Annotated in this window: 19 protein-coding genes; 4 read left to right on the top strand and 15 right to left on the bottom strand. The window is 42.2% G+C overall.

Translation table 11 applies throughout. The features are described from left to right. Positions 1–111: 111 nt before the first annotated feature. From V7L29_RS28555 to V7L29_RS28570, 4 genes are all read right to left on the bottom strand, one after another. Positions 112–672: an NYN domain-containing protein gene (locus tag V7L29_RS28555; protein ID WP_334737574.1), complete on the bottom strand. Its 561-nt coding sequence runs from the start codon at positions 670–672 to the stop codon at positions 112–114. A gap of 135 nt (positions 673–807) precedes the next feature. Next, a complete protein-coding gene (locus V7L29_RS28560; RefSeq protein ID WP_334737575.1) occupies positions 808–1,119 on the bottom strand; it encodes a HigA family addiction module antitoxin in 312 nt (103 codons plus the stop codon). 522 nt (positions 1,120–1,641) lie between these two features. Further along, positions 1,642–5,628 (bottom strand): magnesium chelatase subunit H, encoded by a 3,987-nt coding sequence (locus tag V7L29_RS28565; RefSeq protein WP_334737576.1) that lies wholly within the window; start codon positions 5,626–5,628, stop codon positions 1,642–1,644. A 439-nt stretch (positions 5,629–6,067) separates the two neighbouring features. Next, positions 6,068–6,670, bottom strand: coding sequence for a hypothetical protein (locus V7L29_RS28570; protein WP_334692130.1), 603 nt, complete (start codon positions 6,668–6,670; stop codon positions 6,068–6,070). Between the two features lie 25 nt (positions 6,671–6,695). Between V7L29_RS28570 and V7L29_RS28575 the strand changes: the two genes are divergently transcribed. Beyond that, positions 6,696–6,839: a hypothetical protein gene (locus tag V7L29_RS28575; protein WP_334737577.1), complete on the top strand. Its 144-nt coding sequence runs from the start codon at positions 6,696–6,698 to the stop codon at positions 6,837–6,839. Positions 6,840–7,030: 191 nt separating this feature from the next. Here V7L29_RS28575 and V7L29_RS28580 read toward each other — a convergent pair whose 3' ends face one another. Beyond that, complete coding sequence (locus V7L29_RS28580; protein WP_334737578.1) at positions 7,031–7,825, bottom strand: Rpn family recombination-promoting nuclease/putative transposase; 795 nt, start codon at positions 7,823–7,825, stop codon at positions 7,031–7,033. A gap of 101 nt (positions 7,826–7,926) precedes the next feature. Here V7L29_RS28580 and V7L29_RS28585 point away from each other — a divergent pair, with 101 nt between their 5' ends. Then, a complete protein-coding gene (locus V7L29_RS28585; protein WP_334737579.1) occupies positions 7,927–9,216 on the top strand; it encodes a lipid-A-disaccharide synthase in 1,290 nt (429 codons plus the stop codon). 48 nt (positions 9,217–9,264) lie between these two features. Here the strand turns inward: V7L29_RS28585 and V7L29_RS28590 are convergent, their stop codons facing one another. Next, positions 9,265–9,651, bottom strand: a complete 387-nt coding sequence (locus tag V7L29_RS28590; protein ID WP_334737580.1) for a hypothetical protein — start codon at positions 9,649–9,651, stop codon at positions 9,265–9,267. Between the two features lie 353 nt (positions 9,652–10,004). Next, positions 10,005–12,638, bottom strand: a complete 2,634-nt coding sequence (mutS, locus tag V7L29_RS28595) for a DNA mismatch repair protein MutS (RefSeq protein ID WP_334737581.1) — start codon at positions 12,636–12,638, stop codon at positions 10,005–10,007. A gap of 612 nt (positions 12,639–13,250) precedes the next feature. Here mutS and V7L29_RS28600 point away from each other — a divergent pair. Beyond that, a complete protein-coding gene (locus V7L29_RS28600) occupies positions 13,251–14,294 on the top strand; it encodes a transporter substrate-binding domain-containing protein (RefSeq protein ID WP_334737613.1) in 1,044 nt (347 codons plus the stop codon). 9 nt (positions 14,295–14,303) lie between these two features. Here V7L29_RS28600 and V7L29_RS28605 read toward each other — a convergent pair whose 3' ends face one another. The 3 genes from V7L29_RS28605 to V7L29_RS28615 form a co-directional block, all read right to left on the bottom strand. Continuing rightward, positions 14,304–14,834 (bottom strand): hypothetical protein, encoded by a 531-nt coding sequence (locus V7L29_RS28605; RefSeq protein WP_334737582.1) that lies wholly within the window; start codon positions 14,832–14,834, stop codon positions 14,304–14,306. An 8-nt stretch (positions 14,835–14,842) separates the two neighbouring features. Then, the gene (locus tag V7L29_RS28610; protein ID WP_334737583.1) at positions 14,843–16,126 is read right to left on the bottom strand and encodes an AAA family ATPase; all 1,284 of its coding nucleotides are present in this window, start codon (positions 16,124–16,126) and stop codon (positions 14,843–14,845) included. A gap of 77 nt (positions 16,127–16,203) precedes the next feature. Further along, complete coding sequence (locus V7L29_RS28615; RefSeq protein ID WP_334737584.1) at positions 16,204–16,449, bottom strand: type II toxin-antitoxin system HicB family antitoxin; 246 nt, start codon at positions 16,447–16,449, stop codon at positions 16,204–16,206. Between the two features lie 44 nt (positions 16,450–16,493). Between V7L29_RS28615 and V7L29_RS28620 the strand changes: the two genes are divergently transcribed. After that, positions 16,494–16,640, top strand: a complete 147-nt coding sequence (locus V7L29_RS28620; RefSeq protein WP_334737585.1) for a hypothetical protein — start codon at positions 16,494–16,496, stop codon at positions 16,638–16,640. A gap of 65 nt (positions 16,641–16,705) precedes the next feature. On the opposite strand, the gene V7L29_RS28625 is transcribed toward V7L29_RS28620, so the two are convergent. The 5 genes from V7L29_RS28625 to pheT all read right to left on the bottom strand — a co-directional run bounded on the left by V7L29_RS28625 (position 16,706) and on the right by pheT (position 22,982). Then, positions 16,706–17,809: an AI-2E family transporter gene (locus V7L29_RS28625; RefSeq protein WP_334692140.1), complete on the bottom strand. Its 1,104-nt coding sequence runs from the start codon at positions 17,807–17,809 to the stop codon at positions 16,706–16,708. Positions 17,810–18,405: 596 nt separating this feature from the next. Then, positions 18,406–19,200, bottom strand: a complete 795-nt coding sequence (locus tag V7L29_RS28630; RefSeq protein ID WP_334737586.1) for a Tab2/Atab2 family RNA-binding protein — start codon at positions 19,198–19,200, stop codon at positions 18,406–18,408. Beyond that, a complete protein-coding gene (locus tag V7L29_RS28635; RefSeq protein WP_334737587.1) occupies positions 19,181–19,546 on the bottom strand; it encodes a hypothetical protein in 366 nt (121 codons plus the stop codon). The genes V7L29_RS28630 and V7L29_RS28635 overlap by 20 nt, the downstream gene beginning before the upstream one ends. A gap of 7 nt (positions 19,547–19,553) precedes the next feature. After that, complete coding sequence (locus V7L29_RS28640) at positions 19,554–19,823, bottom strand: YciI family protein (RefSeq protein ID WP_334692143.1); 270 nt, start codon at positions 19,821–19,823, stop codon at positions 19,554–19,556. A gap of 696 nt (positions 19,824–20,519) precedes the next feature. Beyond that, complete coding sequence (gene pheT, locus V7L29_RS28645) at positions 20,520–22,982, bottom strand: phenylalanine--tRNA ligase subunit beta (protein WP_334737588.1); 2,463 nt, start codon at positions 22,980–22,982, stop codon at positions 20,520–20,522. Between the last annotated feature and the right edge of the window lie 278 nt (positions 22,983–23,260).

Here is a 23,260-nt window from a genome sequence, read left to right on the forward strand (position 1 = left end):
ATCGCCTTACAGAAAACCTCAAAAACAAAGCGATCACCTGTTGTGAAAGAGGGAGTGCGATCGCCTTGCAGAAAACCTCAAAAGTAAAACGATACTTATTGGTTGGTATCTCTATTGTGGCCGACACCAAAATGCACTCAAATAATCTTGATGGGGATCGAGATTAATAAATTTTGTAGCTGCCTCTTGCACTTCTCTTGCAGCGTGTCCCCAAAAAGCAACATGAACTCTGAAGCCATCATTAGTCAAATCATCTATGCAAGGCATATAATCTTTGTCGCCTGCTGCAATAACGATTATGTCATTTTCTTTATCGATTATTTTGCCTGAATCTTTTCCAATTTGGTAAGCAATCGCAGTATCGACTTTTTTCTCTTTACCTTTTGAACGTTCGTAGGTTTGAACATCAAAACCTTTGCTTTTAACGTAATCCCAGAAGGTATCTTTGGGCGGAGGTGATCCCCAAAGTCTAGTTCCGCCAATCTCTGACTTTTCTGTGCCGCATAAAAATTCATGCAAGCGACCGTAGTCCATATACCAGTCGTTATCAAATATTTTCAGATTGATTGCTTCATAGATATTACAAACTCCATCAATTCTCTTGTTTATAGCAGATAGCCGTCGGCCTTCTATAAAAAGGTTAGAATTGTCTACGTAGGTAAAAATTTTCATTTAGTGTCTTTACTCTCTTTGCTAAATGCACACTAACTATGTAATATAAAAAACTTATATTACTGGATTCTACTCTACTACCTGAAAATTGCTGTAAATTTCAATTACTCAAAAAATAATTCTTTACAATTTATTCTAAACCAACGTCATAACTTGCTCATATTCTTCTTTATGGCTTTGCAAAGCATCCCAAAGATCGACTTTTTGCTGAAGATTGAGCCAAAGTCTTGGGCCATTTCCTAAAGCTTTACCAAGACGTATTGCTATATCTACTGTAATTGAGCTTTGACCATTAATAATTTCCTGAATTGTTTGATTAGATACTCCTAAAATTTCTGCAAAATTTGCGGTATTAATATCTAAATCATCTAAAATATCTGCAACTACTTCGCCAGGATGTATTGGTCTTACTAATCTATCATCAGTAATATCTTGCCAATTATCCATAATTAATACTTCTTACTTAATAATTTGGTTAACCTTATTTAGCATGGTCTAGCCAATTAATATCATATTAACACAGAAGTTAATGATAATCTTCCAGATTGACATCATAAGCATCACCATCTTCAAATTTAAAAGTTATACGTCAGTTTGCTGATACCTTTATTGACCAAGTTCCTTTCCTATCTCCTTTTAATTCATGCAAATCATAACCGGGTAATCTAATATCTTCTACAATTATAGCAATCGCCAAAGCCGTTAGGACAGTTTGCGGAAAACGCGTTTTCAACAGCGTACTTTGTGATTTTATTGCTGTCCTAAGCTCACTGTCCGTTGCTATAACGCTGAGTCTATAACTTCAAGTCTGATTCTAATTTTCTTTTCTAAGTTTGCAGGAACTCCTTTATTAAAATTTTCTCTAAACAAATTTTCTAATGCTTTATTTTGAAATGTCTGAATCATTTATATTTCATTTTTTAACCTTATCTCATTGTTAAGGCAGGCATAACGCCTGCCCATGTAATCTTACTCTATCCCTTCAATCCGGTCTTCAACTTCTTGGTACAACTCGCGCAGACGATCTAAATTCTCCTCGCTAGTCTCCCAATAACCGCGTCCATTCACTTCCAACAAAGTTGATACAACCTTGCGGAAAGAATGGGGATTAAGGTTCAGCAACCGTTTTTGCATTTCTTCATCTTTGATGAAGGTTTCGTTAGTATCCTCATAAATCCAGTTATCCACAGCGCCGGCTGTCGCACTCCAACCCATTGTATTTACCAATCGTTTGGAGAGTTCGCGCACACCTTCATAACCGTGATTCAGCATCCCCTCGTACCATTTGGGATTTAATAATTTGGTACGCGCATCTAAGCGCACGGTTTCTGATAACGTCCGCACTTGAGCGTTAGCTGTAGTTGTATCTGCAATATAAGATGCTGGTTTTTTACCATCATTCCGTAGACTTGCCACAAGCTTAGTGGGATCGGAATCAAAGTAGTGGGAAACGTCCGTCAAGCTAATCTCGGAAGAATCCAGATTTTGGAAAGTTGCATCAGCAGTTTTCAATGTACTTTCAAAAATCTGTCGAGATTCGTCCATTATTCCGGGGTTATCGGAATTGAATGAGAAGGATTTCCGGTTGAGATACATGTCCTGTAACTCGGCTTCACTATCCCAAGTGCTGTTTTCTACCGCCAAGTTGATATTTGACGAGTAGGAACCAGAAGCGTTGGAGAAAACGCGAGTCGCTGCTTGACGCAGATTAATCCCCATATCCTCAGCTTGCTGCAAAGCATGTTTGCGAACAAAGTTCATTTCTAAGGGTTCATCTGCCTCAGCTGCCATCTTCACGCCTTGATCTAGGAGGTTCATTTGATTGATGAACAAGTCGCGGAATACACCAGAACAGTTGATTACCACGTCAATTCTAGGGCGTCCCAACTCTTCTAGAGATATCAATTCCAACTTGTTCACCCGTCCCAAGGTATCGGGAACCGGACGCACGCCCACCATCCACATAATTTGCGCTAGGGATTCACCGTAAGTTTTGATGTTATCGGTTCCCCAGAGGACGCAGGCGATAGTTTCTGGCCATTTACCTTCGTTTTCTGCCTTATTACGTGCCAAAAGCCTGTCTACGACAATTTTGGCTGATTGTACTGCTGCTGTTGTGGGGATGGATTGGGGATCAAGAGCATGGATATTTTTACCCGTGGGTAATACATCCGGGTTGCGGATGGGATCACCACCAGGGCCGGGTAGGATGTACTCGCCTTCTAAACCTCTGAGTAATGCTCCTAGTTCGTTATCAGCACAAACTTGCTGGAGGCAGAATTCCAAATACTCAAACAGGGGTTTGAGTGTGGCTGTGTCAACTTTGGGATAACCTGCTTTATGCAATGCTTCTACCCAAGGTTCCTTTTTGCCCATGTTGAAGAAATTCAACCGGGAAACTAGAGAAACTCGTCCTTCTGCGTCGGTTTGCTCTTGGACAAGGGCGGTAACTGCTGCACGGGTTGCTAAGGTGATATCTTGCAGTAATTGGACATCTTCTAAAATGCCTCTGTCGTTACTTTGGTAAATATCGTCAATGTTACGCCCAATGCTGTTGGCGATAATTCGCGGTAAACCAACAATTTCTTCTTCTTGACGATCTAAGCTGGCAATGTTGACCAGAGTTGCGATCGCTTCTTCTGCACTTGGTGGTTTCCCAATCACGTGTAACCCACAAGGCAACAACCGTGACTCAATTTCCATCAACCTGCGGTAGACATTGCCAACAATATTATCCCGCTCATCGCCACTCATCTGTTTGGCATCGGTTTCTGGCAGATTAATATCCTTATCCAGATTCACGATCCGGCATTTATCCATAATGCTGTTAACAATGGAAATGCCGCGTCCACTATCTTTTAAGGTTTGGTAGGAAGCAATTAACTCGCTGAGTTCCTTCAAACCTTTATACAAACCAGCATTTTCTGCCGGAGGTGTCAAGTAGGAAATTGTTTCAGCATAACTCCGACGTTTGGCAATTGTCGCCTCACTCGGATTATTAGCTGCATAGTAATACAAGTTGGGAATTGAGCCAATCAAGTTATCTGGATAACAATCACCAGACATCCCCATCTGTTTACCTGGCATGAATTCCAAGGAACCGTGTGTACCAAAGTGCAGTACAGCATCAGCTTTCCAAACTTGCTCTAGGTAAGTGTAGTAGGCAGCAAAACCGTGGTGAGGACTAGCTGAACGGGAGAACAACAGTCGCATCGGATCGCCTTCATAACCAAATGTGGGTTGGACACCGATGAAGACGTTACCGAATTGCTTACCATAAATCAGCAGGTTTTGCCCATCACTGTTGAGATGTCCGGGAGGTGGGCCCCAGTTTTCTTCTAGACGTTGAGAGTAGGGGGTGAGTGCCTCATACTCAGGAACCGACATTTTGTAAGCAATGTTAAGTTCAGGGCTGTTGTACTGCGCTTGGGCGTCATGGATGACTTCTTGCATCAACGCTTCGGCTGATTCTGGCAATTCGGGTAAGTCGTAGCCATTATTCTTGAGGGCTTTCATCACCTCATAGATGGAACCGAATACATCCAAGTAAGCCGCAGTTCCGACGTTGCCTTTATCTGGTGGGAAGCTAAAAACGGTGATGGCAACTTTCTTATCAAGCTTCGGCTTGCGACGGAGGTTAGCCCATTTTAAGGCGCGTTCAGCTACCGCTTCAACCCGATCGCGCAGGGCGATCGCTTTGCCTGTAGTCCCATCCCTACCCGATAAGATAATCGGCTCAATTGCCCCATCTAATTCCGGAATCGCAATTTGCAAAGCTACTTGAATTGGATGTAACCCTAAATCGCTATCCATCCACTCTTCTGTGGTTTGGAATACTAAGGGTAATGCCACCATGTAAGGACGGTTTAAGCGTTTAAGTGATTCAATTGCTTTGGGATGGTCTTGTCTAGCTGGCCCACCCACTAAAGCAAAACCAGTCAGCGATATCACTGCATCTACCAACTGTGTGTTGGTAGTCGGTTCGTAGAAGTAGGCATCCACAGGCTTGGAGAAATCCAAACCACCAGCAAACACAGGTAGTACTCGTGCGCCTAGTGCTTCCAACTCCTGCACCATTGCTACATAATGGGCATCATCCCCTGTAACTAGGTGAGTGCGTTGCAATACTAACCCGACACAAGGAGCTAGGGGATCTTTGAGATCGCTAGAAATATCCTTACGAGCTGTATACCAATTGAGGTACTCTCTAACATCTTCAAACATACTAGGAGCCAAAGGATGCCAAATCCCTAAATCGGGATAGACCACTGGCTGTTGATATGTCGAAGATGCAAAACTTTGTTTCTCTAAATCTTTTAATACATATTTATCAGCTAGCATCAACAAGAAGTTTTCCAGGTTTTCTGGAGAACCACCTAGCCAATACTGAAAACTGAGCATGAAATTTCGGGCATCCTGTGCCTTGTCCATTGGAAGAAACTTCAGCACTTGTGGTAGAGTACGCAAAAGCTTCAGCATCCCATCTTGGAATCCCGCACCGGATTTTTCTTTGCGTTTCCGCATGAATTGGGCGATCGCACTTTTTGACTGACCCAACTGTGCTAAGGAAAAGCTGCCCATTTTACTTAGGCGCATTACTTCTGGCATGGAGGGAAAGACAACGGAAACGTCTAAGCGATCGCGGTGTGGTTCTACTGCTGCTACTACTTTTTGTGCTAAGTCCTCGATGAAAATGAGGGAAGCGATGAAGATATTCGCACTCTCAATTTCTCGTTTGAACTCTTCGTAGTTCTCTGGGTCGCGGAGTTCCTCAATCAAGTACCCGCTGATTTCAATCGCCAAGTTGGGATTGTTCGCGTTAATCGTGCGAACCGCTTGCGACAATGCACTCTGGTACTGGGACTCAAGCACGACATAGACCACCTTGATTAAATTACGTCCGCGTAAGTTATCAGGCGCAATGTGTCTAATGGTGGACTTGACGTGTGTGAACATGCTTCTTCGGCTCCTTTGATGCGTGTTCTCTACTAGAAGTTCCTCGCGGCATCAGCAGCCCCAGGTAACTTCTTATTTTTCGGCAATATGTGTTTTTTATCAGAAAACACTTACCCATTGGGCATTTTCTCGTGTATCTGACACAAATCGATATAAAAAACAAAATATTTCTTTGTAATTGTTGACTATGGTTAAAAGTATTAGCTCACTTATTTGTAAATTTTTTGTAATATCTATATAGTTTTAATCGTTAAATAGTTATTTAAAGATGTTATCGGGCTAGAAATATTAGACGCTTCCAAAAGAATCGATAATCCACGTTTTCTAGATTATTCGATTTCTACATAATAGAGATTTGAGAGTGTTAGCGCACAGCTTGTCGTATCTTTGAAGCGATCCTGTTTTAATCAAAGACACTAAGAAACAAAGATAAAAATATCTAACCTTCGCGCACCATCCAAACCAATATTCCCAATAGTATTTCCACTGGGGGAACGGTATAATCGTTTAAATCAATACTCAGTGTTTGCCCTTCTAATTTCAAAAATCGCCAAGCCGTGCCACTGCTGACGCTGCCATAAATTGTCTTAATTGGTATATTATTAATTTCATTGAATTTTTGTGCAGCAATCATTTCTGCTGCGCATTGCCCTAAACCCGGTTTTAAATCACCTTTTTTCGCTTCTATAATCACGATGACAGGAGCTTCAATAAATATTTGTTCGGGTGAGCGGCTAATTAAAAAATCACACACTCCACTTAAGCCTAAATCCGATGCAACGGTAAAATCTTCACCCGAAAAAAAGCTGACTTTGCGTTCGAGAATTTTCCGAACTTCTACGAGGATAGGACTAATAATTAACTCTGAACGAGCTTTTTCTGAACCAGTCGCTGTTGCTAGTGGTAGTCCTTCGCTTAACGCTTCTTTGAGATAAAAACTAGGTTCTATGGACTGCGTTTCGGGTAAAAACCGTCCACTTTCAACCATAGTTAAGTTAAAGTCGCGTTTGACTTTTGAGAGCGAGAAGTCGCTATAAGACATTATCAATATGATTAAATATTAATCTATGAGTATTGATCCTATCGCGTTTATAGGTGTTTTGTTGGAAATGGGATCAATAAGAGCGATCGCCAACTTGCGGAATATAGAATTTAGGATAAATCACCGATTCGCGGATGATGTCACTGAGCTTGATTATCGTCTGTATTAGCTTGTAATTGCTGAAGCTGAATAGTTAAAACAGTAACGCGGACAATTAATGCAATGGCGTAACGCCCGCTGTAGGCGATCGCTACTCCTTAATTGAGCATATTTACTGCAATTTCTTGAGCTTTTTGTTCAATACCCTGTTCAAGCCCCTCTTGCAGAATATCTTGATAAATCACAGATTCGCGCATAATATTACTCGGCTTGATTACCAAGAGTTTTAGCCTGTAATTGTTGAACTTGTTCAATAGTTAAACCTGTGACATCTACTATTGTTTCAATATCGATACCTTTGTTAATCATTTTGATGGCAATTTCTTGAGCTTTTTGTTCAATACCTTGTTCTAATCCTTGTGCAAGCCCCTCTTGCAAAATATCTTGATAAATCACAGATTCGCGCATAGTATCACTCCGCAAAATTTTTTTAATCAACTCTTTATCTAATACTAGCCCAGCTAATAGTGCTGTTGATGCAGCAACATTGCTGCGGATTCGAGTGTCGTTTAGTGCTTCAATAACTTGGGCAACTTCTTCTAAAGTTCGTGTTTTATCCTCGGTTTGACTTAAAGCTGCAAACGCTAGCAAACCTGGAGAATTGAAAAATACTTCGGTTGGCTGTTCCCAAAGTCGAATTACTTCAAATCTGTGCAGACTATTTTCTAGAACAAATTCCGTTTGGTAAACTAGCTCAGAATCGCTTGGTTTGAGGTAAATCACTATCTGATGCATTCGTTTATGGGGAAATTTTCGATACACCCGCAAACGATAATCACTCATCCGAAACGGAATATCGGCTTTGGGTACAGTTTGGAATTCAAGATGGAGAACAACCTCATCCGACTGCAATAAAATTAGTGCATCGGCGCGGATGGGTTCGAGGGATAATTCAGATGGACTAAGTTCGGTAAGTGTAATTGGTTTACCGAGTAGCCATGTTGCAAAGTCGGCTGAAAATGACTCTGCGAGAAACTTGCAGACGTTATCGAACATAGCCTGCAATTATATCAGTAATGTTGTGCCTCTAGAATTAGGAACGAATTAGGTAATATTTGCCTCTTGACTAATAGCCCCTAACTCCTGACCATTAACTAATGACTCAAGTAGATATTCTCATCCTATCAAATGGCCCAGGTGAGGTAACAACCTGGGTGCGTCCAGTAGTGAAGGCGTTGCGGCAAGAACTAGGGAATGACCCTTCTGTAGTCAGGATTTCTGTGGTATTATCACCTTGCTCAAATGCCAGTGGTAAAGAAGCAGCGATCGCTCTTTCTTACCCAGAAGTAGATAGAGTTCAGGGAGCAGAGCATTTTTGGCAATTTTTGCTTTCGGGCAAAACATTTGAAAATTGGGACTGGAGAAGTCGAGGTGTAATTGTTTTCCTCGGTGGTGATCAAATTTTCCCCGTAGTCATAGGCAAAAAGCTCGGATATCGTACAGTGGTTTACGCCGAATGGTCAGCCAGGTGGCATAACTGGATTGACCGCTTTGGCGTGATGAAACCCGAAGTTGCTGCCCGTGTCCTTCAAAAATATACTCACAAATTCACCGTTGTCGGTGATTTGATGGTAGAAGCAGCAGGTGAAGTAGGGGAAAGCCTAGATTCCAATTCGCCTCTGCCTATCACTGCGTCACTCAAAACTGAATTGATTGGTTTACTGCCTGGATCAAAAGCGGCAAAATTAGCCCAAGGAGTACCATTAACTGTAGGCATTGCCGAATACGTTCACGCAAAAAGACCCCAAACCAAATTTGTGATTCCTGTAGCCCCAACTTTGGATTTACAAACTTTAGCTACTTTTGCTGATCCCCAAAAGAACTCTATTGCTGAAATCTTTGGCTTTGGCGGTGCTTGCTTAATTGTCCCAGAGGACGGTAAAAGCAAAGCATTGCTCAAAACAACAACGGGCTTAACTGTGGAACTGTGGCAAGAAAACCCTGCCTATGATTTATTATCCCAGTGCTGTATCTGCTTGACTACGGTGGGGGCAAACACTGCCGAACTCGGTGCTTTAGGAGTGCCAATGATTGTTTTGCTGCCAACACAACAACTTGACGCCATGCGTTCTTGGGATGGTTTACCTGGGTTGTTGGCAAACCTGCCAGGGGTAGGTACGCCCTTTGCTAAGGTAATTAATTGGTTATTTCTAAGATTTGTGAGACGCAAAGGTTTATTAGCATGGCCAAATATCTGGGCACAGGAAGAGATAGTGCCAGAACTTATAGGTAAACTTCAACCGCAAGAGGTTGGGGAAATGGTTGTAGACTTATTAGCCCATCCAGAAAAATTGGATGATATCCGCGCTAAACTCCGTAATATTCGTGGCGAAAGCGGTGCAGCTCAGAAGATAGCACAGATTGTTGGTGAGGAAATTGGAAAGTAGGGAGAGCAGAGAAACAATTCAAAATTCAAAATTCACTTTTTCCTCTACCTAATCGGAAGATTCTCCATCCCTGCGCCCAAGTTCATAAATGCCAGCGCCGATACAAGCTAATATGCCTGTACTAATTCCCCAGCTATCACCTAAACTAATTTCCAGACCCCAATTAAATAAAGCGCCGACTACCAAGAAAGGCAGGATGCTAAATAATGAGGCATAGAAAGCGTTTTGGGATTCTCTGGCTTTACGAGTCTTTTCAAATTCTGATTGGCTGGTGTAAAGCGATCGCTCGGCAAAGTTAAACCAGCGGTTGAGTTGCTCAATTACCCATTCACTGACTCTTGAAAAACCTAGATATAGCGCTAATGACCACAAACTCGCTCCAGCGATCGCGATCGTGTCTAACTCAAAGCGGAAAGGCAAAATTTCAGTCAGCATGGCTTATAGGAGTACTGCAAAGGGTTGACTTTAGCTTTCAGTAGATGCTAAATAAACCTCTTGTGCAATTTTAAGCATAAACGTTAACAAGATTTCAACTACTTGGCAACTCTCCAGCTCTTTTAAGCTAGGATACCAACATTGTTAATTCATCGGCTTACAATGTTAATGCATAGGTTTGCATTGTTAATGCATCGGTTTACAATGTTAATGCATAGGTTTGCATTGTTAATGCATCGGCTTACAATGTTAATGCATAGGTTTGCATTGTTAATGCATCGGCTTACAATGTTAATGCATAGGTTTGCATTGTTAATGCATCGGCCGCATTGTGAACACATCAACCTGCAAAATTAATCCAGATTTTGCAGCCCCATCGCAATCTTACTGTGTTTCTCAATTTGTCCCATCACTTGTTTTGCCCGTTGAATCACCACCGCTGGTAAACCCGCCAACCTTCCCGCTTCAATCCCATAAGACTTATCAGCGCCTCCCGGTTGGACTTGGTGCAAAAAGATAATTTGGTCGGGTAATTCCTTTACCGTCACCTGATAGTTAGCCACATTCGGCAGAATACTAGCTAGTTCATTTAACTCGTGATAATGAGTTGCAAAAATCGTTCGCGCCCGAATATCCACTGCTATATATTCTGCCACCGCCCAAGCTATGGAAAGACCATCAAATGTCGCTGTCCCGCGACCAATTTCATCTAACAGTACCAGCGACCTAGATGTAGCATGATTGAGAATATTTGCGGTTTCATTCATTTCCACCATGAACGTAGATTGACCAGTTGCAAGATCATCCATTGCACCTACACGAGTGAAAATGCGATCGCATATTCCCAATCTGGCAAACCTAGCTGGTACAAAACTACCAATTTGTGCCATTAGCTGAATCAATCCCACCTGACGCAAATAACAACTTTTGCCACTCGCATTTGGCCCAGTGAGAATGATTAAATCAGGATTGTCATTTGTCATTTGTCCTTTATCTTTGGTCATTTGTTCTTGGTCATCTGCTAATGACACATGACTAATGACTAATGACTCTTCTCCTAATTGAGTCGAATTTGGCACAAAAAAACCCGCAGGCAAAGACTGTTCCACTACCGGATGACGCCCATCAACAATGTTTATCTCCCTTCCTGGCAACATTTCTGGACGACAGTAACCTTGATGCACCGCCAACTCAGCTAACCCACACAACACATCTGCCGCTGCCACTGCACGAGACAGATTGCGAATTACTTCCGCCTCTTGTGCTACCTCTTCCCGCAACGCCGTAAAAATCTCATATTCCAACTGATTTAAATCATCCCGCGCCGTGAGAATCCGGGCTTCTCGTTCCTTCAAATCAGGGGTGATGTAACGTTCCTCATTGGTCAGGGTTTGCTTGCGGATGTAATTAGCGGGTACTTGGTCAGCTTTGGTGCGGGAAATACTGATATAATAACCAAAAGTTTTGTTAAATCCTACTTTCAGTGTCGAAATTCCCGTCTTAGCCCTCTCATCAACTTCTAAATTGGCAATCCATTGCTGATCCGCTTCTACAGTCGCCTTTCTCTCATCCAACAGGGAATTTACGCTAGGGCGAATTAATCCGCCTTCCTTGATTAGTATGGGTGGCGATTCGACAAGATGCGCGTGTAACTTTTGTGCTAATTCTTCCAACACACTTGGGACTTTCTGCAAAGCTTTCAGGAATGGAGAACGCGCCTCAGTTACTAAGCTGGATAATTCTGGTAAGCGTGAGAGGGAATCTGCCAAAGCTACTAAATCTCTAGCATTAGCTGTACCAGAACCCGCCCTTCCCGTCAAGCGTTCTAGGTCATAAATTTGGCGTAATAGCTGCCGCAAATCTTGACGCAGAGGCGTATTTTCCATCAATTCTTGGACGGTATCTTGTCGCGCCCGAATGCCTTTAATATCGAGTAGCGGTTGCAACAACCACCGCCGCAAAGCCCGCCCACCCATCGCTGTACTAGTTCTATCTAACGCCCAGAGTAGGGAACCGTGATAAGTGCCATCCCGGACGGTTTGGGTAATTTCCAGGTTACGGCGGGTTTGATTGTCAACAATTAGGTAGTCGGTGACAGTGTAGCTGCGAAGTCTTTGAAGGGTAACGGGGTTTTCTTTTTGGGTATCTTCTAAATATTCCAGAAGACCACCAGCTGCACGAACGGCGAGGGGAAGATGATCACAACCGAGTCCTTCGAGCGATCGCACCTTAAATTTCTGCAATAATCTCGGTCTAGCTTCAGCTTGGGAAAAGGGAACTTGCGATCGCAAACTATAGCAAAATGATGCTGGCAAACATTGGGGGAGATGCGGCGAAGTTTCTCCCGGACGTAGCAAACTACCCAAATCAGGCGCATTTGTTGGAACTAACACCTCTGATGGTTGCAAGCGCATTAATTCCTGTGTGAGATGTTCTAAATCACTACCTTGAGTCGTGAGAAATTCACCTGTAGAGATGTCTGCATAGGCTAAACCCCAATGATTTGCGGCAATTACTACTGCTGCTAGATAATTATTGCGACTGGATTTGAGCATTCCCTCTTCCAGTAAAGTGCCAGGGGTAAGAATGCGCGTTACCTCTCGCCGTACCAATCTACCAGCAGCTTCAGAAGCATCTTCTACTTGGTCGCAAATTACCACTGCATAGCCTTTTTCTACTAGCATCGTCGTGTAGCGTTCCCAAGCGTGGTGCGGAACACCAGACATCGCCACTCGTCCCTGTTCTCCAGCTTGCTTGCTAGTGAGGACTAATTCCAATTCTTGCGCTAGTTTTACAGCATCTTGGAAATAGCATTCAAAGAAATCTCCTACCCGATACAGCAATACGGCGTGAGGATATTTATCCTTCGTTTCGACATAGTGCAGATACATTTGACTTAGCTTGCTGCGGTCTACCTGTTGATGGTCGGAAATAAAAGTACTCGCGTCGGGCTTGTTAGATGGAGTTTCAGAGTGAGAAGCGGTCATAGATGCTATTGAGTTACGCACGGAAATTCCACAATATTTGATGATAACGTGATGTGAAAGTTGAGGGGCGATCGCTCAAGAATTTTTTACTCTTCGTTATATTAGCTTGCTGATGCACCCATTATTGCGGCTAGTGTAGGAAAAAGGCGAACGCAGTATGGCGAAGCTTGGCGAACCTTAGTTACATTCAATAACGCTAAAAGCTTCGGAGCGTGTGTCCTTCTAGTTCTTTTTTCATACTTGCCATTTTTTTAATTACGGGTAGTTGTCTTTAACTGGATATACAAAGTTTCTTTAGAAATTTGCTTTACATTCTGATATTGTGCGATCAAACGCTCAATTCCATCTTCCCTAAATTTTTCCCCAGAAAATTCTCTTAAAGCATCAATATCAGCATTTATTATAAGGCAGATCGGTTTTTTTTGTGGTTGTTTTAGTAGACAATTGGTAAGAAAGCGCCTTTAATAAAAGCTGAATTCGGATAGTTGAATGAATGCAGTAATCTTTTCCTTAAATCTGTCAGTGAGTAAGTGTGGAAGAAAGAACACAAAGAACAAAACTAGTAAGTCCCTCATACTGAATTGCTGGAAGTGGTTAGGAGTTGGATTTTTGGTGTTGGTGCTAATGTCGAGTCAGGTGTCAGCCCAGAAACCAACGAAACCTCTACGCGTGGCGACGGGATTTGCCACACCCTTTGTCTTTGAGAAAAACGGTCAAATCACTGGATTCAGCATTGATCTTTGGCGTAGCATCACTGACGAGATGAATGTTAAGTCCGAGATATTTGTCAATCCAACTACTCAGGATTTGCTGTCTGCTGTTAAATCTGGTAAGGCAGATGTGGGAATTGGCAATATATCTATCACTGCCGAGCGAGATAAAGACTTTGATTTCTCTCAACCGATGTTTGAATCGGGACTTCAGATTTTAGTACTAAATCATGAAAATGGTGTCAGATCAGTACCTAGTTTATTAGCAGTGATTTTCTCACCTGCCCTAATCCAGCTTGTTGGCATCATTTTGGTAATTATTCTTGTGCCAGCCCACATTGTCTGGTTTTTTGAGCGTCAGCGGACTGAAGGAATGATCCCAACTTTGTCCTACTTTCCTGGCATTTTCAAAGCTTGCTGGTGGGCAGCTGCAACCCTGGCTACCCAAGCTGACGAAATGCCTAAGAGTGTAATCGGACGGGTAGTAGCCGTAGTCTGGATGTTTACCAGTGTTGTTTTTGTTGCCTACTTCACGGCTACAGTGACTACTTCCCTAACGGTGGATCGACTACAGGGAAATATTAAAGGTCCAGACGACCTAGTATCCAAGCGTGTCGCTACTGTCATCAATAGTACATCGGCAACTTACCTGCATGAACAAAACATTCAGGTTCTAGAGTTCAATAAGGTTGCCCAAGCTTATGATGCACTCTTACAAGAAAAGGCAGATGCAGTTGTTTTTGACGCGCCTGTTCTCCTTTACTACGCGTCTGGTGAAGGCAAAGGAAAAGTGAAAGTTATTGGCAGTGTTTTTCGCAAGGAGAACTACGGCGTTGTCTTTGGGACAAATAGTCCCTATCGAAAGCCTGTTAATAAAGCCCTGCTAACACTACAAGAAAACGGCACTTATCAAAAGCTTTATCAAAAATGGTTCACCACCAATTGAAGAACAGATTCACTTTGGCTTTATGGTGCGATCGCTTCGACGCGTAGGTGCTGGGGTAGCTGGTTCATAAGCCTTGAGTCCCCCATCGCCCGTAAAAATTTCTACTTGAAATGTGCTACTGGTTTTGGCATAATATTCAGCCACAGTCTTAATTGTCGCATCTCCAATGGAAATCTTTCTAGATGCTAGAGTAGGCCATTCAGTAGCTAACTGCTTCAATTGTGTGGAATTCCAAAGTTCACCCACTTGAGTTTCAAAAACTCCCCAAGGTATAACTCCATCCGCTACTTTCACTAAAATATTACCGAAAGCTTGAGCAATTTCATATCGCTTAGAGTTAGCTTGTGCAATGTGATTACCAGTTTCTATAATTGTTGCTATTGGTAGTATAAACTTTGCACCTTGTTTTTCTTCTTCCTGAAAACGGGCTTCAACTCTTTTTTTATTCCATTTATCATTATCAGAGCCACAAGTCTCTTTACCAGGTACACCTAAGTAGACGCAAAGTATGGATGTGTCAATAATCAAAACCTTTCTCATATCTCATTTTACTTATTATCAGAAAGGCTCTTTTCAATTGCGCCTTTAGTTGCTAATCTGCCCAAAGTCCCTGATGCTAGTAAAAGAGGAAGATTTTCAATATCTTCAAGTAGAGTAAGTTTGCTTTCTCCAGTTTCAGTATCGCGGTGTGCAACAACCACAAAAGGCACTATCTCTGGGCCTAAAGCATCAAGTAAAGCTGGATTATGGGTAGTAAGTAAAATATCGATTTTTCTTTTGCTGCCAATTTCCCGTAGTATTCTGACTAGTAATTCTGCACGCGAGGGATGAAGCCCGTTATCTATTTCTTCAATTACCAGTTGACTACCTTCTGGTTGGGTAAGCAGGGCTGTGAGAATTGCTATAAAACGTAAGGTTCCATCAGACATAGTTTTAGCATCTATTAGTATTATTTCCCCAGGTTTCCATTCTTCTTCACAATAAAGCATCGCATCAGTTTTAAGTCTACCAACTGGTTCTGCAAATACTTTTTTAATATCGCCTTCTGGAAAATCTTTGATATATGCTGATAGAGTTGATTCGACTTTGGCTTTTTGTTCAGCATCCAACGCTGCTAATACACCAGCAATATTAGAACCATCACTCTCTATATTTTCAGAAAGACGTGAATAATCACGCATTTTAGAAGGAATAGGATTAAAGATTAGAATATTTTCTAGATGGTGTATTATACAATCTTTAAACTGCTGTCTGATTGGTAAATATTTATTATATATTTTTTCAACTTCTTCACTTTTAATTTCTAATACTGGAAGAATTTCATCTTTATTTAAAAAATTATTAAATTGTCGAAATTCATCTAGATCAATCTGAGAGTCTATTTGTTTTAATCCACTTTTACTAGAGGAAATATAATTTCTTGTAAAAATTTTATTGACATAACTAGAGATACTAGTTTCACTAAGTGATTGAAATTCAATATATTCTTCTCTAACTTGGACTATATGTAATGTACTTATATTAATCACATATAAATAATCTGTTTGTTCATCCTCACCCTGAACTAATATCTTTAATGTAAACTCAGTTTCCTTCTCTTCTGATTTTCTTACAGCCCATTCTACACCACCGCGAAGAGATGGAAGTGTTTTATCTCCTGCTAAAGCTGCTTCAATATTCTCACCTCTAGCAATTCTTTGTAAAAATTCCAAAGCTTCAACCACATTAGATTTACCACTTGCATTTGTACCAATCAAAACAGTCAAAGGGTCAAGTGGAAGCTCTGCATAACGGAAACTTTTCCAATTTTCTAGGATGATTTGCTTAAGCATGACCCACTCCAAAAATGCTAAAAATTTACTTTTACTATTTCGATAGAGTAATACGAAAACTTTGCACTCCTCTGCGTTTAAATTTCAACCTTCAATTCCTTAAGGTTGATACCAGCAATTACGGGAATCGTTAACCCCAAACGTAACCGTAGCGCCAGCCAGTCACTTAAAGCTTCTCTTAATTCCCGCCTACACCCTTCTAGTATTTTATGATTTGCCCAGACTCCTTGTAAGCTTGGAACTTCACCCCAATAAATTTGATCATCTTCAATGATCTCATAAACCGCTAGTTCCATTGCTTGGTCAATATAGCTTGCCAGCATAGCAATTAAAAAATCCAGTACCTATCTAAATTTAGTTCTTACCAGTGGCGATCACACAAGGTTTTTCATCCTTCGACGTCCCAGCAAAAACAGCACAGCCAGCAGACAGAGTAAAAAATTGCGTAATTACTTTATCTAACTGGCTAAATTTCACTGCGCTTTTAGAGAAAACTGCGATCGCCCAAATTTAACTGGATTTTTTCAGCACTGATCTTCCCCGTCTTCATTGTCAGTTTTTTCACTTATATATTGAATTTTAACTATAAGTTCCTGCTCTCTCAGTAATGACTTTTACAGGTTCTGACTCAATATCATCTATCTTATTAAACTCTCCAGCCCGCCAGCTATCTGTTATATCCTTGATAAAACTAGCAATAGGAATCGCAATTAATAAACCCAGCACTCCCCCCAACTTTGCCCCCAACAACAAAGAAATCACCACCCACACGGGATTTAAACCAGTCAAATTGCCGAGAATTCGAGGTGCAATAAAATTAGAATTAACTTGGTCGATCGCAACAGCTACACCTAAGACTTCCACTCCTAACCAAAAATTTTGCAGCGCCACCAACAAACTTACTATGGCGATACCTACTCCCGTACCAAAGGGAAAGAGAGAAAATAAACCAATACCGATGCCAAAAAGTAGAGCCAAGGGAACTTGCAACGCCAAAAACACTAGTGTAATTGTCACCCCTAACACAGCTCCCAATGTTGCTTGACCGATAAAGTAATTGTGGAAATCCTCTTGCAGTAATTCCCGTACTTTAAACCCAATGTTAGGGGGAAACCACTGAAAAATTCCGTCCCAAAGACGTTCGCCGTTTAATATTAAATAGATAGTCAGCACTACCGCCAGCAGAACGTTAAGGACAATACCAATGGTATCGACGGCAAAACTGAGAATTCTACCAGTGAAGGATTGAAGTTGGTTAGATAATCGGTCGAGAACTTGGGTAAATAAACCACTTAAATTAATGGGAAGCTGTTGTTGACTTAATGCCCAATCCTGGAAAGCTTGCAGCTGCTGAGTACCAGAATCAATCCAACTGGGCAAAATATTAGCTAGCTCATTGAGCTGTTGGATAATCAGGGGAACCAAAGTGATGCCTAAACCCACTAAAACCACCACAGTCAAAAGCAACACTCCTGCGATCGCCAGGTTGCGTTTTACCCCTTGTTCCTGGAGAAACTGGATTGGATAGTTCAAGACAAAAGCCAGTAGGATGGCGGCGGCAATAACGCTCACCAAGGGTTGAAAATATTGCACAAGCTGGAGCAATAGCCAACCATTGAGAATGGCAATAGGAAATGCCAATCCTATAGTTAACCATCGCGGGAGTTTGTTTGCTGATTGCATTAGTGGTGACTCCACAAAATCTTGAAGTTTATTTGGGCTTTTAGCTACTAGACTCATAAAAAAGCATATCGCTATCTAAAAGATAGGGCTATCAGTCAACAAACTATAGAATATTAAATTATTTAGTTAGGTAAACTGAGAATCAAACTCTTTTTGTATACGGTGGATGTAGTAGTACGATGGCGTACCCGCTCTTTTTGGTGGCGATAAGCGAAGCTTAAGCCTTCTCCTTTGGAGACGCTAGAGCGAACGGCTATCGCATTGTCTTCTATTATATTGACCTGACACACCTAATCTCATTCCTGCCAAAATAGCAATGACAAAAACCCATAGCCCAGACTAGTACCGCAAGGCAAAAGTCACTCATTCACTCATTCACTTATTCAAAAGTATTATGGAATAAGCTCTTTAGGGATTTTAAATGGTTGCTCGTCTTGGAAAGTGACGCTCCTGCGTCGCTTTAAGCGAAGCTATGCCGTAGGCTTTACGCTGCGCTAACTGATGCCTACCTTGGGCTACGCTACGCCAACCGCCATCGCTTTAGTCGATTTCTTAGCTATAAAAATTAAGCAGACAAATATTTTTGGCAATTAATATCAATTTTCTGCCTGCAATAACCAAAAGCCGCTATAAGTCATCCCAGAATCATCGGGTTGAACTAACAAAAAATGCAATCCTCGGCTTTGCTGCTTGCGTTGTTCAAATGCTTGGGCTGCTGTTGTAACTTCTGAATCTTCAAATGTGGCAACAATCCACCTATCCACCAAGCTAGCTTCTAATATTAAGCCATCCGGTGCGCCAGAAATGTAGTTCAAGCTTACAGGACGGGCTTGCTGCAACCACCGTGCTAGGCGCATTGATTGCCGTCCACCATAAATTACTACACCAGGAACAGGGACTGTTGATGCTAAACCCAAATTGATTGGTTTGAAATGTTCTGGGATGTGCAAAATGGGAATGGGGCGATCGCTAAATCTCGTTTCTACGTCACTAGCAGCCAGAGTCGCAAAACGCCATTGTTCTCCCCAGAGGTTTTCTGGTAATGGTGCTGGGGGTGGTTTATCCAGCGCTGACGGATACTGCTTTTCTTCTAACCACTGCTTTAACGCCAAAGTGTGGCGGGTAGGTTCGACATTAATACTTAAATTGCGTCCAGCCGCTTCAATTAAGCTTAGAGACTGCGGACGAAATACCTGAATTACATCTGGCAATTTTTCACCAGCAGCTAGCTCAAGTTGAGTCGCAACCCAATTAGAGTTTGCTGCTGACTGGAGACAGGTAGCTTCATACTTAAAGCTGCGAGTTGTGTCACAAATCAACAACTCCCAGAAAATTTGTTCAGACGCATTTTGTGAGGGACGACGATAAAAATCAACCTGCCAAATTTTCATAATTATGTGGGCATGGGGCATGGGGCATGGGGGGATGGGAGAAATCGGTGAGAGTTAAAACTGAAAGTTTCATGCTCAGAGGTTCAACGTTAATGTTCAGAGGCTTAACGTTCATGTTCAGAGGTTCAACGTTTATGCTCAGAGGTTCAACGTTGATGCTCAGAGGTTCAACGTTGATGCTCAAAGGTTCAACGTTGATGTTCAGAGGTTCAACGTTGATGTTCAGAGGTTCAACGTTGATGCTCAGAGGTTCAACGTTTATGCTCAGAGGTTCAACGTTGATGCTTAAAGGTTCAACGTTGATGCTAATTCTCCCATGCCCAATGCCCAATGCCCAATGCCCCAAACTTAATTTAAAAAGCCTGAATCCATTCTTTGACTGAATATTCAGTCCATATCCCATTTTTCCAGTAAGGATCATTTTCAATCAACTGGCGCACAGTAGCTTCGTCTTCGGCTTCGTAAATGCCAAAAACTTTTGTGACATCCTTGGTGGGGCCAATAGTAATCAGCACACCGGATTCTTTCTGTTTTGCTAATCCGTCTAAATGAGCTTGACGGTGGGGGGTACGTTTTTCGAGAACGTCTTCGCAGTAACTTCCCCAGAGTACATATTTAGGCATAATTCCTTGTTACTCCTACTGATTAATAAAATATTGTTTGCTTTCACCCCAAATTTTCTCTAGAAAAAAAGAGTTAGTACCATGCCAAACTCAAAGTTTAGACTCACTTTATTGCCTCAATAAATCACGAAAACTAGGATGATAAACACTATAATGGATTTCTGCTCCTATTGATTCTAAATGTAAAAATTCTCGCCACTTGTCTAAAATTACCTTGATTTCATACTCATCTACATCTAATCTTTCTGCTATTATTTCTATTGATATTGATTTCTCGTAAACTAAGATTTTTCTCTGGAATTTGAATACAGGAATTGAGTAATTTAATTATTGGATGTCCTATAACAAATGAGTTCGCCGAAATAACAAATGACTTCGCCAAAATAACAAATGACTTCGCCGAAATAACAAATGACTTCGCCGCAGGTATGCGGCTATAAAGACAAAACCCACCTCCGTGGGTTTCAAATTTCTTGAGTTTGCGTAGTACGGGAAGCGCGATAGGCGGCCTACCCTGCAGGTTCCCAGGTTGAACCTGGGAACTAGACCAAAAAACAGACGCGATTAATCGCGTCTCTCCTAACTCCTGTACAAACGCGATTAATCGCGTCTCTACTCCTAACTCCTGTACAGACGCGATTAATCGCGTCTCTACTCCTAACTCCTGTACAGACGCGATTAATCGCGTCTCTACTCCTAACTTCTCAGGTTAACGCCGAATTTTTCCACCAAGGCTTCGCGGACTTTATTGTGTACTGGTTCAACTTCGGACTCAGTAAGAGTGCGATCGCTAGCCCGATAAACTAAACGAAACGCCAAACTCCGCTGTCCTTGGGGGACATTTTCGCCCCGATATTCATCAAATAATTCTACCGATTCGAGCAAATCTTTACCCGCTTTGCTAATGACTTTTTGAATTTCCACAACTGAGATTTTCACAGGTGCGAAAAAGGCGATGTCGCGATCGCTAGCTGGGTAAGTAGAATAGGGCTGGAATGTTGGGACAAGCATTTCATCTTGTTCTAGAGAATCTAAAAGCACATCTAGATCCAACTGGAAAACATAAACGGAATCTGGTAAGCCTTTTTCTCGTCGCAATTGGGGATGGAGTTGCCCAAAAATACCCAGCCTGTTACCTCGAATCCACAGGGAAGCGGTGCGTCCTGGATGTAAGCGATCATCCTGGCGATCGGGTTGAAATTCGATTTGCAAGCTAAGTTGCCGAAATACACTTTCTAAAATGCCTTTGGCTTCAAACCAGGTGATGGGTTCTTCGCGTCCACTTTTTGACCATTTGCCAACAGAAATATCGCCTCCCACAATCCCAGCAAGGGCTTCTGTTTCTTGCAAACCGTCTTCTTCTCGCCAGAAAATTTGCCCGATTTCAAAGCCGTTAAGGGCACCATTACCCTGTTCTAAATTGTATTGAAAGGCATCAATTAACCCAGATATCAAATCGGTTCGCAGCGCTGAATATTCGACAAATAAGGGATTTGACAGTACTATCTTTCTGTCTTCTCCTGGTTTGACTAAAGAATAGTGGATTAATTCTGTCAACCCTTCAGCCCGCAGGAAAGCTCGTAACTTGCGAATCAGTTCCTCATCTAAAGGCAGATAGCCAGCTTCTGCTTTTTCTGGTAAGGTATCACAGAATTTGTTGTAGCCATAGAGACGGGCAATTTCTTCAATTAAATCAATTTCTCGCTCTAAGTCGCGGTAACGATATGGTGGTACGGAAACTGACCATGTACGTTGATGTGTAGTATCTTGTTCTGGGACATCGGCTGAAGGAGTTAACTGACATCCCAAGGCAGTCAGGATGCGCTCAACATCTTGTTCTTGGAGTTCTCCTGTGTCCTCTCCCAATTCGATTGGCCCCAGTATCTGATTAACTCGGTCTAAACGCAGTGCGATGGAACGACTCCAGGTAGATGGATGGGGGCGGGTGTCGGCAATTTCCTGATGGATAAGAATTCCACTAGCCAATTCGCTAATTAAGCACAAGGCGCGGCGATTAGCTATTTCCAACTCAGCCCGGTTAACTCCCCGTTCGTATCTACCAGAAGCTTCACTTCTTAATCCTGCACTCCGGGAAGAACGGCGAATTGCTACGGAATCAAACAACGCTGCTTCTAAAACTAAACTTTGAGTCCCTTCATGGACTTCTGTTTCTTGTCCACCCATAACTCCCGCTAATGCAACGGGTCTATCGTTAGCAGTAATTAATAAATTTTGGGTTGATAGGGTACGAGTTTGTCCATCCAGGGTTTTGAGGGATTCTCCAGCAGTAGCAAAGCGGACGCCAATTGTTAAATTTTCGCTACCTGCAACAGATTGTAGGCGACTCAAATCAAAGGCGTGCAGTGGTTGCCCCCATTCCAACAAAACGTAATTAGTAATGTCCACTACATTACTTATGGGACGTACCCCAGCAGACCGCAAACGCTGTTGCAGCCATTCGGGAGATGGAGCAATTTTAACCTGTTCAATTACCGTACCAATGTAGGCAGGACAAGCTTGCGTGTCGGCGATTTTTAAAGCTAAATTTCCGGCATTTTTAGCAATAGAAATTTCACCTGGTTCAGGAATGCTCAACTTTCCACCAGTTAAAGCTGCTACTTCCCGTGCTACGCCTACCATACTCAAAGCATCAGCGCGATTAGCAGTTGCTGTCAGGTCTAAAATTACATCATCTAGACCCAACAACGGACGGACATCACTACCCAATGGTAAATTTTCCTGAGTAAAAATATGAATTCCGTCTACATCGGTGGGCAAACCGAGTTCCTTTAAAGAACAAATCATGCCCTGAGATGCGACACCACGCAGTTTCGCAGGTTTAATTTTTAAATCGATGTTGGGTAAGTAAGTACCCGTAGTTGCCACTGGCACATAAATATCTGCCTTGACATTGGCAGCACCACAGACAATATTTAAAGTCTCATCTGCACCGATATCTACTTGGCAAACACTCAATTTATCGGCGTTGGGGTGGGGTTGACGCTCAAGCACTTTCCCGACAACAACGCCATTTGCCCAAGTGCGGCGGTCTTCAATCTCTTCTACCTCAAACCCCGCCATTGTCAGGGTTTCAGCTAATTCTTCTGGATTAAGTTTTATCTCTACTAGTTCGCGCAGCCAATTTAGAGAAATACGCATGGAATGTGATTGTTTTAGGAATCGTCTTTTGCTCTAATTTTAGGGTGTTTACTAGCGATCGATGGCTACTCGTCCCGCAAGGCGTACCCTTTCACTTGAACAATCCTACTACGTTAGACTAGCAGAACAATCTCTGTTGCTAATCTTTTCTTGGCGTCTTGGCTTCTGTGAATGTGGGAGATATGTTTGAGCCAACTAGATATACTAGCCCGCTTATTCGCCACCAGTTTCTAAATTTTGGAAAGAAGTTAACAGCATTAGCGATCGCAGAACTTGAA

This window comes from Nostoc sp., from assembly GCF_036916575.1.
Classification (GTDB): domain Bacteria; phylum Cyanobacteriota; class Cyanobacteriia; order Cyanobacteriales; family Nostocaceae; genus Nostoc.

Excerpts from the sequence above, each read along its gene's own strand:
- V7L29_RS28590 (WP_334737580.1), bottom strand. The coding sequence starts at position 9,651 with ATGCTGACTGAAATTTTGCCTTTCCGCTTTGAGTTAGACACGATCGCG.
- mutS (WP_334737581.1), bottom strand. The coding sequence starts at position 12,638 with ATGACCGCTTCTCACTCTGAAACTCCATCTAACAAGCCCGACGCGAGT.
- pheT (WP_334737588.1), bottom strand. The coding sequence starts at position 22,982 with ATGCGTATTTCTCTAAATTGGCTGCGCGAACTAGTAGAGATAAAACTT.
- V7L29_RS28630 (WP_334737586.1), bottom strand. The coding sequence starts at position 19,200 with ATGAAAATTTGGCAGGTTGATTTTTATCGTCGTCCCTCACAAAATGCG.
- V7L29_RS28615 (WP_334737584.1), bottom strand. The coding sequence starts at position 16,449 with ATGCTGGCAAGCTATATTGACCAAGCAATGGAACTAGCGGTTTATGAG.
- V7L29_RS28570 (WP_334692130.1), bottom strand. The coding sequence starts at position 6,670 with ATGTCTTATAGCGACTTCTCGCTCTCAAAAGTCAAACGCGACTTTAAC.
- V7L29_RS28580 (WP_334737578.1), bottom strand. The coding sequence starts at position 7,825 with ATGTTCGATAACGTCTGCAAGTTTCTCGCAGAGTCATTTTCAGCCGAC.
- V7L29_RS28565 (WP_334737576.1), bottom strand. The coding sequence starts at position 5,628 with ATGTTCACACACGTCAAGTCCACCATTAGACACATTGCGCCTGATAAC.
- V7L29_RS28610 (WP_334737583.1), bottom strand. The coding sequence starts at position 16,126 with ATGCTTAAGCAAATCATCCTAGAAAATTGGAAAAGTTTCCGTTATGCA.
- V7L29_RS28625 (WP_334692140.1), bottom strand. The coding sequence starts at position 17,809 with ATGCAATCAGCAAACAAACTCCCGCGATGGTTAACTATAGGATTGGCA.
- V7L29_RS28575 (WP_334737577.1), top strand. The coding sequence starts at position 6,696 with ATGAGTATTGATCCTATCGCGTTTATAGGTGTTTTGTTGGAAATGGGA.
- V7L29_RS28585 (WP_334737579.1), top strand. The coding sequence starts at position 7,927 with ATGACTCAAGTAGATATTCTCATCCTATCAAATGGCCCAGGTGAGGTA.
- V7L29_RS28555 (WP_334737574.1), bottom strand. The coding sequence starts at position 672 with ATGAAAATTTTTACCTACGTAGACAATTCTAACCTTTTTATAGAAGGC.
- V7L29_RS28640 (WP_334692143.1), bottom strand. The coding sequence starts at position 19,823 with ATGCCTAAATATGTACTCTGGGGAAGTTACTGCGAAGACGTTCTCGAA.
- V7L29_RS28605 (WP_334737582.1), bottom strand. The coding sequence starts at position 14,834 with ATGAGAAAGGTTTTGATTATTGACACATCCATACTTTGCGTCTACTTA.
- V7L29_RS28560 (WP_334737575.1), bottom strand. The coding sequence starts at position 1,119 with ATGGATAATTGGCAAGATATTACTGATGATAGATTAGTAAGACCAATA.